Source organism: Nonomuraea sp. NPDC001831, from assembly GCF_042892035.1.
GTDB lineage: Bacteria > Actinomycetota > Actinomycetes > Streptosporangiales > Streptosporangiaceae > Nonomuraea.
In genome coordinates this window covers 317,740-330,268 of record NZ_JBIATU010000005.1, presented here as the reverse complement: position 1 = coordinate 330,268, position 12,529 = coordinate 317,740, and the positions used below count along the sequence as shown (strand labels likewise).

At 71.9% G+C, this 12,529-nt stretch carries 12 protein-coding genes and 3 tRNA genes; 10 read left to right on the top strand and 5 right to left on the bottom strand.

The genetic code is table 11. The features are described 5' to 3' along the window. Window positions 1-172: 172 nt before the first annotated feature. Complete coding sequence (locus tag ACFYYW_RS19425; RefSeq protein WP_352325176.1) at window positions 173-820, bottom strand: response regulator transcription factor; 648 nt, start codon at window positions 818-820, stop codon at window positions 173-175. Beyond that, window positions 811-2,058, bottom strand: a complete 1,248-nt coding sequence (locus ACFYYW_RS19420) for a sensor histidine kinase (protein ID WP_387650355.1) — start codon at window positions 2,056-2,058, stop codon at window positions 811-813. Before ACFYYW_RS19420 ends, ACFYYW_RS19425 begins: the two co-directional genes overlap by 10 nt. A gap of 187 nt (window positions 2,059-2,245) precedes the next feature. Here ACFYYW_RS19420 and ACFYYW_RS19415 point away from each other — a divergent pair, with 187 nt between their 5' ends. From ACFYYW_RS19415 to ACFYYW_RS19405, 3 genes are read left to right on the top strand one after another with little or no spacing between them, the layout of a single operon-like run. Then, window positions 2,246-3,499 carry an acyltransferase gene (locus ACFYYW_RS19415; protein ID WP_387650354.1) on the top strand — a complete coding sequence of 418 codons (1,254 nt, stop codon included), beginning with the start codon at window positions 2,246-2,248 and terminating at the stop codon, window positions 3,497-3,499. Between the two features lie 36 nt (window positions 3,500-3,535). Further along, window positions 3,536-4,093 carry a GNAT family N-acetyltransferase gene (locus ACFYYW_RS19410; RefSeq protein WP_387650352.1) on the top strand — a complete coding sequence of 186 codons (558 nt, stop codon included), beginning with the start codon at window positions 3,536-3,538 and terminating at the stop codon, window positions 4,091-4,093. 45 nt (window positions 4,094-4,138) lie between these two features. Next, window positions 4,139-6,637: a DEAD/DEAH box helicase gene (locus ACFYYW_RS19405; protein WP_387650350.1), complete on the top strand. Its 2,499-nt coding sequence runs from the start codon at window positions 4,139-4,141 to the stop codon at window positions 6,635-6,637. A gap of 131 nt (window positions 6,638-6,768) precedes the next feature. On the opposite strand, the gene ACFYYW_RS19400 is transcribed toward ACFYYW_RS19405, so the two are convergent. Beyond that, window positions 6,769-7,332 (bottom strand): hypothetical protein, encoded by a 564-nt coding sequence (locus ACFYYW_RS19400; protein ID WP_387650348.1) that lies wholly within the window; start codon window positions 7,330-7,332, stop codon window positions 6,769-6,771. Window positions 7,333-7,340: 8 nt separating this feature from the next. Between ACFYYW_RS19400 and ACFYYW_RS19395 the strand changes: the two genes are divergently transcribed. After that, window positions 7,341-7,844 carry a DUF2087 domain-containing protein gene (locus ACFYYW_RS19395; protein WP_387650346.1) on the top strand — a complete coding sequence of 168 codons (504 nt, stop codon included), beginning with the start codon at window positions 7,341-7,343 and terminating at the stop codon, window positions 7,842-7,844. 54 nt (window positions 7,845-7,898) lie between these two features. On the opposite strand, the gene ACFYYW_RS19390 is transcribed toward ACFYYW_RS19395, so the two are convergent. Further along, window positions 7,899-8,792, bottom strand: a complete 894-nt coding sequence (locus tag ACFYYW_RS19390) for a helix-turn-helix domain-containing protein (protein WP_387650345.1) — start codon at window positions 8,790-8,792, stop codon at window positions 7,899-7,901. Between the two features lie 41 nt (window positions 8,793-8,833). Here ACFYYW_RS19390 and ACFYYW_RS19385 point away from each other — a divergent pair, with 41 nt between their 5' ends. Then, window positions 8,834-9,613 (top strand): phytanoyl-CoA dioxygenase family protein, encoded by a 780-nt coding sequence (locus ACFYYW_RS19385; RefSeq protein ID WP_387650343.1) that lies wholly within the window; start codon window positions 8,834-8,836, stop codon window positions 9,611-9,613. Window positions 9,614-9,636: 23 nt separating this feature from the next. Here ACFYYW_RS19385 and dusB read toward each other — a convergent pair whose 3' ends face one another. After that, on the bottom strand, window positions 9,637-10,746 hold the full coding sequence (dusB, locus tag ACFYYW_RS19380; RefSeq protein WP_387650341.1) for a tRNA dihydrouridine synthase DusB: 1,110 nt from the start codon (window positions 10,744-10,746) through the stop codon (window positions 9,637-9,639). A gap of 78 nt (window positions 10,747-10,824) precedes the next feature. Between dusB and ACFYYW_RS19375 the strand changes: the two genes are divergently transcribed. The 5 genes from ACFYYW_RS19375 to ACFYYW_RS19355 all read left to right on the top strand — a co-directional run bounded on the left by ACFYYW_RS19375 (window position 10,825) and on the right by ACFYYW_RS19355 (window position 12,492). Further along, window positions 10,825-11,460: an ACT domain-containing protein gene (locus tag ACFYYW_RS19375; RefSeq protein WP_352325165.1), complete on the top strand. Its 636-nt coding sequence runs from the start codon at window positions 10,825-10,827 to the stop codon at window positions 11,458-11,460. 48 nt (window positions 11,461-11,508) lie between these two features. Continuing rightward, a tRNA-Gly gene (locus tag ACFYYW_RS19370) sits at window positions 11,509-11,580 on the top strand. A gap of 16 nt (window positions 11,581-11,596) precedes the next feature. Then, a tRNA-Cys gene (locus ACFYYW_RS19365) sits at window positions 11,597-11,670 on the top strand. Window position 11,671: 1 nt separating this feature from the next. Then, window positions 11,672-11,746 (top strand) — tRNA-Val (locus ACFYYW_RS19360). A 107-nt stretch (window positions 11,747-11,853) separates the two neighbouring features. Continuing rightward, a complete protein-coding gene (locus tag ACFYYW_RS19355; RefSeq protein WP_387650340.1) occupies window positions 11,854-12,492 on the top strand; it encodes a maleylpyruvate isomerase N-terminal domain-containing protein in 639 nt (212 codons plus the stop codon). Window positions 12,493-12,529 lie beyond the last annotated feature (37 nt).

Sequence of the window (12,529 nt, the reverse complement as noted above, 5' to 3'; positions counted from 1 at the left end):
GGCCGGAGAGCGGCGCACGCTCCACGGCGGGCCCGGCCGAGGGGTCAACCTCAGGCAGCCGGCCTCAGGCAGCCGCACGCGAGGGTCAGGACCTCGGGCAATGCCAGGCGAGGGTCAGGACCTCGGGCAATGCCAGGCGAGGGTCAGGACCTCAGGCGATGACAGGCGGAGGTCAGGACCTCAGGTAGGCCAGCACGGCGAGCACGCGGCGATGCTGGTCGCTGTCCTCGGCGTAGAGGCCCAGCTTGTTGAAGATGCTCCTGATGTGCTTCTCCACGGCGCCGTCGCTGATGACGAGCTGCCGCCCGATGGCCGGGTTGGACTTGCCCTCGGCCATCAGCCCGAGCACCTCGCGCTCACGCGGCGTGAGCTGCGCCAGCGGGTCGTCCTTGCGTCTGCGGACCATCAACTGGGACACCACCTGCGGATCGAACACGGTGCCTCCCGCCGCCACCCGCCGCAGGCCCTCCAGGAACTCGTCGACGTCGACGACCCGGTCCTTCAGCAGGTAGCCCACCGCGCCACGGGCGTCGGCGAGCAGGTCGTCGGCGTAGGAGACCTCGACGTACTGCGACAAGATGAGCACCGGGGCGCCGGGCACCCGGCGCCGGGCCTCGACCGCCGCCCGCAGCCCCTCGTCGGTGAACGACGGCGGCATGCGCACGTCGACCACCGACACGTCGGGTCTGTGCTCGACGATCGCCTCCACGAGGGCGTCGCCGTCACCCACGGTGGCGACCACCTCGCAGCCGAACTCCTCCAGCAGCCTGACCAGGCCCTCCCTGATCAGGACCGCGTCATCGGCCACGACTACGCGCACGGCACCTCCGCCACGATCACCGTCGGCCCGCCGTCCGGCGACCTGACGGTGAGCTCCCCGTCGACGGCCCGGAGCCGGTCGGCCAGACCGGCCAGGCCGTGTCCCTTGGCGACGTGTGCGCCGCCGACACCATCATCCCCGATCGTGAGCATGAGGACGTCACCGATGCGGAGCAGCTGAACCGTGCAGATGGTCGCGCGGCTGTGTTTGGCCACGTTGGTCAGGGTTTCCGCGCAGACGAAGTAGATCGCGTTCTCGATCGCCGCCTGGAAGCGGCCCACGATCTGCACGTCGAGGTCGACCGGCACCGTGCAGCGCCCGGCGAGAGCGGCGAGGGCGGGCGCGAGGCCGCGGTCGGACAGGATGGGCGGCGCGATGCCGCGCGACAGGGCCCGCAGCTCGTCGAGCGTCTCGCGGGTGGCGCTGATCGCCGAGCTGATCGTGGCCGAGGCGGCCTCGGGGTCCTTGGCGAGCTGCCGCTGCGCCCTGGACAGCTCCATGGCCAGGGAGACCAGGCGCTGCTGCGGGCCGTCGTGGATGTCGCGCTCCAGCTTGCGCAGCGCGTTGGCCTCGGCGGAGACGGCCGCGGCCCGGCCCTCGGCCAGGTCGTCGATGCGCTCCTGCAGCTCGGCGACCCCGGTCAGCAGCGCCCGGCCGAGCCCGGCCCGCACCAGCGCGGCCCCGCGCACCACGAACGGCAGGACCAACGTGAAGACCAGGCCGAGCGAGACGTAGAAGATCGTGTTCACCACGTAGCCGGAGCCCAGCCCGAGCAGCTCGGGCAGCTCCGAGTTGCCGGGGATGCGTGAGGTGACCAGGCCGTAGAGCGGATAGGTCAGCCCGAGGATCGGGATCGCCCAGAACACCACGGTCAGCACGAACGACAGGATGGCGAAGGGGAAGTTCAGGATGCCGTGCAGCAGGTCGAGCCACGACTGGCCGTTGGTCAGCGGGTTGACGATGCGGCGGAAGCGGCCCGCCCCCTCGGGCGCCGGACGGTAACGCGGCCGCACCGGCGGGCGCTTGAGCACGTCGGAGAGCCAGCCGCGCTCGGCGTCGGCGAAACCCCTCGCGACCAGGAGCGTGCCGGCCAGCAGCGGCACGCCGATCCACACGATCGCGGTGCCGACGCCCGCCGCGAAACCGGCGACCATGGTCACGAAGCCGATGACGGCCGTCGGGAAACCGACCAGCGTGTAGCGGGTGTCGAGAAGGACACGCCTCATCAGGGAGCGCATGCAATGAAGGCTAAGTCCCCCGGCGGGCCGGTACGAGCAGGTACGCAGGCGTCCGAGGGTAGGGCTGGCCCTACCCCCCATGGTGGTGTGATCTTGACCTGAAGACGGCGGTCCGCGGCAGTGTGCCCGGGCGTCCGGGACGGAAGCCTTGAGTCATCCGCTCCCCCGCTCGAAACGAGGCTCCCCCATGACCGTCCTGCTCGACCGTCCCGCCCCGGTACGGGCGCCGCGCGCGACGGCCAGGGACCCGTTCATCGACCTGCTGCGCGTGCTCGGCATGGCGCTCATCGTGCTGCAGCACTGGACGATCCCCGTCCTGTCCTACGAGGGCGGCCGGCTGACCACGGGCAACGCGCTGTCCACGCCGGGGGTGTGGGTGGTGACGTGGCTCAGCCAGGTCATGCCGCTGGTCTTCTTCGCCGGCGGCGCGGCCAACGCGATCAGCCGCGGCCGCTCGGCCAAGAGCGACCAGCAGTGGCTGGCCGGGCGGTTGCGCAGGCTCGCCTGGCCGTTGCTGCCGCTGGCGGCGGTGTGGATCCCGCTGCCCCACGTGCTGCTCACGCTGGGGGTGCCGGAGCAGCCGCTGGCGGTGGGCGCCAAGCTGACCGGGCAGCTGCTGTGGTTCCTGGCCGTGTACCTGATCGCGGTCACGGTCACGCCGTACGCGCTGCGCCTGCACCGCAGGTTCGGCGTGCTCGTCCCCGTCGCGCTGGCGGCCGGGGCGGCGCTGACGGACGTCGTGCGCTTCTCGACCGGCCTGGAGGCGGCCGGCTATGTGAACATCGTCTTCGTGTGGCTGGCCGTCCACCAGATCGGCTTCTTCTACGCCGAGGGCCGGGTGCGGATGGCCGCGTTGCTGGCGGCCGGCGGGTTCGGCGTGGCGGCGCTGCTGGTCGGGTTCGGCCCCTACCCCGGCAGCATGATCGGCCTGCCCGGCGCCGAGGTGTCCAACATGGCCCCGCCCACGCTGGCCATCATGGCCGTCGGCGTCGGCCAGATCGGCCTGGCCGTGCTGCTGCGCCCCTGGCTGGTCCGGCTGCCCCTGCGCCGCGTCCTGGACTGGGCCGGCCCGCGGATCATGACGGTCTACCTGTGGCACATGCCCGCGCTGTTCGCCGTGACCGGCGTGGTCGTGGTGCTGCTGGGCGTGGAGACGCCGGAGCCGGGCAGCCTGTTCTGGTTCGCCGGGTGGCCGGTGTGGTTCGGGATGTTGTGCCTGGTCATGTGGGGGCTGGTGCGGGCGTTCGCCAGGTTCGAGACGCCGCCGTCGCTGCCGTACGGGACCGCCGGCCGCGGGGTCATGCTGGTGGCCGCGGGGCTGGTCGGGGCCGGGATCCTGACGCTGACCGTGGGCGGCTTCGTGCCGGGCGGCGGCCCGTTCCTGGCGGTGCTCGCGGTGCTCGGCGGCCTGCTGCTGACGGCGCCGAAGGCCCGCGCGTAACACCGGCGAAACGCGTCCCGTCCACAATCGGGCGGCATGACGACGATCCGCGACCTGACCGAGGCCGACCTGCCCGCCGTGACCGCCATCTACGCCCATTACGTCACCGGCGGCGTGGCCACGTTCGACGAGACGCCGCCGGGGGCCGAGGAGTGGCGGGCCAAGGCGGCAGCGCTCGCGGCGGCGGGGCTGCCCTTCCTGGTGGCTCAGGACGACAGCGCGAACGACAGCGCGAACGGCGGCGCGGACGGCGGCGCGGACGGCGGGGCGGTCACCGGCGCGATCGCCGGCTACGCCTACCTCAGCCAGTACCGGCCCAAGCCCGCCTACCGCCACAGCCTGGAGGACTCGATCTACCTCGCGCCCGGCTCCACCGGCCGCGGGCTCGGCCGCCTGCTGCTGGGCGAGCTGATCCGGCGGGCCGCGGCGACCGACGCGCGCACCCTGATCGCGGTGATCGCCGACGGCGGCGACCCCGCCTCGCTGCGGCTGCACGCCGCCTTCGGGTTCCAGGAGGCGGGACGGCTGAGCAACGTGGGGTTCAAGCACGGCCGCTGGATCGACACCGTGCTGATGCAACTCGACCTCCGCTAGGGGCGGCGGGTTCGACCACCCGGCAAACTTCGGCAGGATAGATACGTGAGCCTTCTCGTTGACCGCCTGCCGGAAGACATCGACGCCGACCCCGACGTCATATTCGACGCGTTCGTCGCCTGGAACGCCGAACGGGGGCTCACGCTCTATCCCGCCCAGGAGGAGGCCCTCATCGAGGTCGTCTCCGGCAGCAACCTGATCCTGGCCACGCCGACCGGCTCGGGCAAGTCGCTGGTCGCCGCCGGGGCCCACTTCGCCGCGCTGACCAGAGACGTCCGCACGTTCTACACCGCGCCGATCAAGGCGCTGGTGTCGGAGAAGTTCTTCGACCTGTGCGCCGTGTTCGGCACCGCCAACGTCGGCATGATGACCGGCGACGCCAGCGTCAACCCGGGCGCGCCCATCATCTGCTGCACGGCCGAGATCCTGGCCAACGTGGCCCTGCGCGACGGCGCGGCGGCCGACATCGGCCAGGTCGTGATGGACGAGTTCCACTTCTACGCCGAGCCCGACCGCGGGTGGGCCTGGCAGGTGCCGCTGCTGGAGCTGCCCAACGTGCAGTTCGTGCTGATGTCGGCCACGCTCGGCGACGTGTCGATGTTCGAGCGCGACCTGACCAGGCGCACCGGGCGGCCCACGGCGGTGGTCAAGCACGCCGAGCGGCCGGTGCCGCTGGTGTACTCCTACCGGATGACGCCGCTGCACGAGACGCTGGAGGAGATGCTCACCACCGGGCAGGCCCCCGTCTACGTCGTGCACTTCACGCAGGCCGCGGCCATGGAACGGGCCCAGGCGCTCATGTCGATCAACATGGCGACCAAGGCCGAGAAGGAGGCCATCGCCGCGATGATCGGCGGCTTCCGGTTCACCACCCGGTTCGGCCGGGCGCTGTCGCGGCTGGTCAAGCACGGCATCGGCGTCCACCACGCCGGCATGTTGCCCAAGTACCGACGGCTGGTGGAGCGGCTGGCCCAGGCCGGGCTGCTGAAGGTCATCTGCGGCACCGACACGCTCGGCGTCGGCGTCAACGTGCCCATCCGCACGGTCCTGTTCACCGCCCTGTCCAAGTACGACGGCAACAAGGTCCGCCGACTGCGCGCCCGCGAGTTCCACCAGATCGCCGGGCGGGCCGGGCGCGCGGGCTTCGACACCATCGGCTACGTCGCCTGCCAGGCCCCCGAGCACGACATCGAGAACGCCAAGGCGCTGGCCAAGATCGGCGACGATCCCAAGCGGCGGCGCGGCTACGCGCGCAAGAAGCCGCCGGAGGGGTTCGTCGGCTGGAGCGAGGAGACGTTCGAGAAGTTGCAGCAGGCCGAGCCCGAGCCGCTCAACTCCCGCTTCAAGGTGAGCAACGCGATGCTGCTGGCCGTGATCAACCGGCCGGGCGACTGCTTCCAGGCGATGAGACACCTGCTCACCGACAACCACGAAGACCGCAAGTGGCAGCGGCGGCACATCAGCCAGGCCATCGCCATCTACCGCTCGTTGCTGGCCGGCGGCATCGTCGAGCAGTTCGCCGAGCCCGACGAGCAGGGCCGGCGGGCCCGGCTGACGATCGAGCTGCAGGAGGACTTCGCGCTCAACCAGGCGCTGTCCACCTTCGCGCTGGCCGCCTTCGACCTGCTCGACCGCGAGTCGCCCTCGTACGCGCTGGACATGGTCTCGATCGTCGAGTCCATCCTCGACGACCCCCGCCAGATCCTGTCGGCGCAGCTGAAGAAGGCGCGCGGCGAGGCGGTCGCCCAGATGAAGGCCGACGGCATGGAGTACGAGGAGCGCATGGAGGCGCTCGCCGAGGTCATGTACCCGATGCCGCTCGACGACCTGCTGCTCGGGGCGTACGAGACCTACCGGCGCGGCCACCCGTGGGTCGGCGACTACACGGTCAGCCCGAAGTCGGTGGTGCGCGACATGTTCGAGCGCGCGATGACGTTCGGCGAGTACATCCAGTTCTACGAGCTGGCCCGCTCCGAGGGCACGGTGCTGCGCTACCTGGCCGACGCCTACCGCACGTTGTCGCGCACGGTCCCCGAGCACCTGAAGACCGAGGACCTGGTCGATCTCATCGAGTGGCTGGGCGAGCTGGTCCGCCAGGTCGACTCCTCGCTGATCGACGAGTGGGAGAAGCTGACCAACCCCGAGGAGGCGCTGGAGCGCCAGGCGCAGCTGGAGACCAAGGTGCGGCCGGTCACGGCCAACCCGCGGGCCTTCCGGGTGCTGGTGCGCAACGCCATGTTCCGGCTGGTCGAGCTGTGCGCCATCGAGAAGGAGGACGAGCTGGAGGAGCTCGCCCCCGACGTCGACTGGGGCGCGGCGCTCGACGCGTACTACGCCGACCACGAGGAGATCTTCACCGACGCCGACGCGCGCGGGCCCGCGCTGCTGCGGATCGAGGAGGAGAGCGGCCTGTGGCGGGTACGCCAGACGATCAAGGACCCGGCCGGCGACGGCGACTGGGGCATCGACGCCCAGGTCGACCTGACCGCCTCCGACGAGGAGGGCCGGGCCGTGCTGCACGTGCTCGGCCTCAACCGGCTCTGAGCGGCTGCGGACAGAGAACAAGCCGTGTGCCGGAACGGACTGGCAAGGGCGTTCCGGCACCGGCTTGTCGCTTCATTGTCGGACGGCGAAAGTAGGCGTCCGGTCATGGCGACGTCTCAAGATCGAGACATTCAGCACTCCGCGAGCGTGCAGATCTTGGCGAGCATCGTGCCCGCGTCCTTCCGCTGCCGGCTGAAGTCGGTCTTGGCGGGCTTGCCCCACTCGCCGCCGGCCGTGTAGACGATCAGGGCGTTGGCGCGGCGGGTCACGACGGCCCGCTCGCCGCCGACGGCCGGTTTGCCGTGGTCGTAGGCCTGGCCGGTGACCAGCAGGCCCTCGTCGCCGAGCGCGATCCTGGATGCGCCGTACCGGTACGCCGCGGTGCCGCAGGCCCGGACGGCCGCCCTGAGCTCGCCGACCGCCTTGCCCGCCGCCTCCGGCGAGGAGTAGAGGATCACCTGCTCGGACTTGGAGTAGTCGGGCACCGAGGTGTAGACGATCGTCCTGGCCGCCGTGCGGCCGGCCTGGCCCAGCCCGGTCTTCTGGCACGGGTTCACGACGAGCTGGGCGTTCTTCTTGCCCGACACCGTCCAGCTGTGCTCGGGGTTGGGGTCCTTCTTGGCGGCGGCCTTCTCGTACAGCAGGAAGTTGCCCGGGATGGCCAGGCCGACGGCGACGAACAGTGCTGCGATCATGGGACAAAATGGTAGGGGTGAGCGACGAAGACCTCAGACGCGTGCTCGGGCTGCTCTGCCAGGAGGACACCCTGCGCGCACTCGCGTCCCTGGTGCTCGGTGACAGCGGCGACCTGCCCCCCAAGGCCCTCGACCGCCTGGCCAGCGGCGGCCTGGCCGAGCGCGACGACGACGGCAAGTGGCGGGCGCGGCCGGAGCGCTTCCGCGAGCTGCTGCGGGAGCGGGCCGAGCCGCCCGCGGAGCTGAGCGCCGAGGAGCGGGTGCTGCGCACGTTCCTGGTCGACGGCCGGCTGACCACCATGGGCATGCGCCGCGACAAGCGGCTGATCGTGCTGCGTTACGTCTCGCGGGTGTTCGAGCCGGGCGTGCGCTACCCCGAGGCCGACGTCAACGTGGCGCTGCGGGCCTTCCACGACGACTTCGCGGCGCTGCGCCGCTACCTGGTGGACGAGGGGCTGCTGTCCAGGGAGGGCAACGTCTACTGGCGCAGCGGCGGCCCGGTCGAGGTGTGAGCCAGTCGAGGTGTGAGCCGGTCGAGGTGTGAGCCGGGCCGGGGCTGAGGGGGGTCAGGGGCGGCGCAGGCGGGCGCGGTAGTCGCGGGGCGGGAGGCCGTACTCGCGTCTGAAGGCGCGGCTGAAGTGGAACGGGCTGACGAACCCCGAGGCGGCGGCCACCTGGCCGACGTCCAGGTCGGTCACCTCCAGCAGGCTCGCGGCGTGCCGCACCCGCGCCCTGCGCACGGCGCCCATCGGGGTCTGGCCGGTCTCGGCCGCGAACAGGTGCGCGAACCTCGACGGCGACAGCGCCACCGCGCGGGCCAGCGAGGCGACCGAGTGCTGGGCCTCGGGCTCGGCGGCGATGAGGTCGAGCACCCGGCGCACCCGCTCGTCGCCGCCCTCGGCGCCGGGCTCACGAACGGCCCCCGCCGCGGCCGTGGCCAGCACCAGCACCTCCTCCACCGCCCCGAGCACCAGTTCCCGGGCGGGACTCGACATGACGACCGCCGGCGCGGACGGCGGCCCGGCCGGCGCGTCCGGGGCGGTGTGGCCGGGGATCCAGCGGGCGTCCTGGAGCGCGCGGTCGAAGGCCCGGTCGACGCGGTCGCGCACCCCGGCGGGCACGCCCTCCACGAGGTGGCAGCCGGCGGCCGGCGCGTACGGCGCGAGCCAGGCCGTCCAGGACGGGCGCGGCTGGAAGTGCACCCACCAGAACCGCCATCTCCCCGCCCCCGGCGCGACCCGGTAACGCTGCGCCGAGCCCGGCCCGAGCACCGCCAGGTCCCCCTCCCGCACGGTGAACGACGCCCCCGCCTGCTCGACCCGCCCCTCCCCCGCCTGGGTCCACAGCAGCAGCCAGCTCGGCGAGCCGTGGGGGCGGCGGGTGCCGTACCCGGCCGCCTTGTCGTAGTGGCCGACGATCATCAACTCGGCAGCAGGAACAGACAGGTTCTCAGCGGTCACGGTCATACCGTCCCACAGGCCGGGTGCCTACGGTGAAGGGCATGAGGCTGAACGACTTCCACGACCGGGGGTACGTGCTCGTCCCCGCGCTGCTGGCTCCCGAGGAGGTGGCCGAGCTGCGCGAGGAGTTCATGGCCCTGCACGCCGCCGGCCCGATACCCGGGCATTTCTCGCCCGTCCCGCAGGAGCCGGGCGAGCCCTACGACGTCCTGCGCGACTACCCCCGGATCATGCATCCCCACCAGGTGAACGACGTCGCCCTGCGCTACCTGCTCGACGCCCGCTTCGCCGCGATCCTGCGCGAGCTGCTGGGCGAGGAGCCGATAGCAGCCCAGAGCATGTTCTACTTCAAGCCGCCGGGCGCCCGCGGGCAGGCGCTGCACCAGGACAACTTCTACCTGCGCGTCGAGCCGGGCACGTGCGTGGCCGCCTGGGTGGCGCTGGACCGCGTCGACCGCGCCAACGGCGGCCTCGAAGTGGTCCCCGGCACCCATCTGATGGACCTGTTCTGCCCGGAGGAGGCCGACCAGGACCTCTCCTTCACCCGCGAGTACGTCCCGCCCCCGCCGGGCCTGGAGCGGGTGCCCGTGGACATGCAGCCCGGTGACGTGCTCTTCTTCAACGGCAGCCTGGTGCACGGGTCGGAGCCGAACAGCACGGCCGACCGGTTCAGGCGCAGCTTCATCTGCCACTACACCGGCCGCTCGGCCGAGCGCATCTCGTCCTGGTACGAGACGCTGACGATGGACGGCGAGCGCGTGCTCCTGGAGCCGTCGGCCGGCGGCGGCCCCTGCGGCACCGAGGCCACCGGCCCCCACTGACCGCCCCACCAGGAACCGGTCCGTCAGCCGCCGGAGATGTCCGACTCCGCCTCGTCCGGGACCACGCAGTCCCACGGGTCGTCGAGCCACCCGTCAGGCAGTTGCACCTTCTGACGCTCGCCCGACTTGCCCCGGGGCGTGTCGGTGTTCGGCGGCCACGGCTGGTCGTGGTCGAGCTTGGCGAGCCCCTCCCGGAGCCCGTCCAGCGACTCGGCCGTGGCCAGCTCCCGCCGCAGCGCGCTGCCGACCTCGAACCCCTTGAGGTACCACCCGACGTGCTTGCGGAAGTCCGCGATCGCGTACCGCTCGGTGTCGAAGCACTCGGTGAGGCCGGCCGCGTGGCGCTCCATCGTCCTGGCCACCTCGCCGAGCGTCGGCCTGACCCGCTCGGGGCTGCCGTTGAAGGCGTTCTCCAGGTCCTTGAACAGCCACGGACGCCCGAGGCAGCCGCGCCCGACCACGACGCCGTCGCAGCCGGTGCGCGCCACCATGCGCAACGCGTCGTCGGCCGACCAGATGTCGCCGTTGCCCAGCACCGGGATCTCCGGCACGGCCTCCTTCAGGCGCGCGATCGCCGCCCAGTCGGCCACGCCGCCGTAGTGCTGCTTCGCCGTGCGGGCGTGCAGGGCGATCGCCGCGACGCCCTCCTCGGCCGCGATGCGGCCGGCGTCGAGGTAGGTCAGGTGGTCGTCGTCGATGCCCTTGCGCATCTTCATGGTCACCGGCAGCGCCCCCGCGTTCGCCACCGCCGCCCGCAGGATCCGCCGCAGCAGGTTCCTCTTGTACGGCAGCGCCGACCCGCCCCCGCGCCTGGTCACCTTGGGCACCGGGCAGCCGAAGTTGAGGTCGACGTGGTCGGCGAGGTCCTCCTCGGCGATCATCCGGACCGCCCGACCGACGATGTCGGGGTCGACGCCGTAGAGCTGCAGGCTCCTCGGCCGCTCCGACTCGGCGAACCTGATCATCCTGAGCGTCTTGGGATTGCGCTCGACCAGCGCCCGCGTCGTGATCATCTCGCACACGAACAGCCCGGCGCCCTGTTCCCGGCACAACACCCGGAACGGCGCGTTCGTGATGCCCGCCATGGGCGCCAGCACCACGGGCGGCCATGCCCCAATCGGCCCAATCTTCACTCCGTCAGTTGTAGCGCAGCTCAGGCCGGAAGCGGTATTCGCCTATAGGCTGTGAACGGCATCACCAGGGAGGGATCGATGCTTCTTCGCGTGCGCGTGGCGCTGCCCGACCGTCCGGGGTCTCTGGCCCAGGTCACCAAGGCCCTGGGCACGGCGGGGGCCGACATCACCCAGGTCACCGTGCTCGACCGGGGTGCCGGCTCGGCGGTCGACGACATCACCGTCTTCTGCCCCGAGAGCACCCCGCGGGAGCTGCTGGTCAAGAGCCTGGAGAGCGTCGAGGACGTCCGGGTGGAAGGCGTCTGGACCACCCGCGAGACCGCCGGCACCTACCCCGAGCTGGAGATACTCAAGTACATCACCACGGCGGGCGACCGCGCGCTGACCACGCTCGTCGACTCGCTGCCGGTGTTGTTCAGCGCCGACTGGGCGGCCACCGCCGCCGAGCACGGCGTGATCTACGCGAGCTGGCGCGCGCCGCAGGGCCTGACCGTGCCCAGCCCGGCCCCGCCGCGCCCGGCGGCCCTCACGCTCGACGGCGGCGTGCACGCCATCCACGCCCCGCTCCCGCCGCTCGCCCTGACCTTGCTGCTGGCCCGCTCCGAGGGTCCGGCCTTCCACCGCATCGAGGTCCACCGTCTCACCCGGATCCTGGAGATCTTCCTGAGCCTGCCGGCCACCGAACGCGGCGTCGCCCGCCGGCTCCGCAAGTAGCGGGAAGCATCTGGTCGGAAAAGGCGCTAGAGTTAGGCACGCAACAGCGCGGAAGTGGCTCAGTGGTAGAGCATCACCTTGCCAAGGTGAGGGTCGCGGGTTCGAATCCCGTCTTCCGCTCGGAGTGGTTCGACTCGGTGGAGTGGCCGAGAGGCGAGGCAGCGGCCTGCAAAGCCGTCCACACGGGTTCAAATCCCGTCTCCACCTCCAAGGACGATTAGCTCAGCGGGAGAGCGCTTCCCTGACACGGAAGAGGTCACTGGTTCAATCCCAGTATCGTCCACCACACTCCAAGGCCAGACCCGCGACAACGGGGTCTGGCCTTTCGGCTGTCCGGGCCCCGGGCGCCCGCCCGGCACGCGGGCAAGCCCGCTCCCGAGAAGAATCGTCCTCATGGACATCGAACGTGCCCGCACCGCCCTCGTCGCCGCCTACCGGGAGTTCACGGCCGCGGTGACCGAGACCGACCCGCTCAGCCCCACCCGGTGCGCCGGTTGGGCCGGGGTGGATCTGCTCTTCCATGTCCTGTGCGACGCCCAGCGCGCCCTCGTCGCGTTCGCCACCCCGGCCGACGGGCCGCCCGACGTGGACCACGTCACCTACTGGAGCGCCTTCCAGCCCGTCCCGGACGCCCCCGAGGGCGCCGGTGGCGCGGACGCCCACGCCTGGTGGGTGCGCAGGTCCGCCTCCGCCTTCACCCGGCCCTCCGGAGTGCTGCGGGTGTGGCAGGACACCGCCCCCGCCGCCGTGCGGGCGGCGCTGGCGGCCGACCCGGCGGGATGCGTCGCCACGCAGGGCCACGTGATCGCCGTGCCCGACTTCCTGGCCACGCTGGCGACCGAGGCCGCCGTCCACCATCTCGACCTGCGGGCCGCGCGGCCGCCCGCCCGGGAGGCGCTGGAACTGGCGGGCGAGACCCTCGACGGGCTGCTCGGCTCGGACCGCCCGTCGCATCTGGACCTGACGACGTACGTGCTGGAAGCCACCGGACGGCTCCCGTCCGCCGACGACCGCTTCCCGCTGCTGGGCTGATGATCATCGCGGAGCGGAGGGGGGCCGTGCTCCTGCC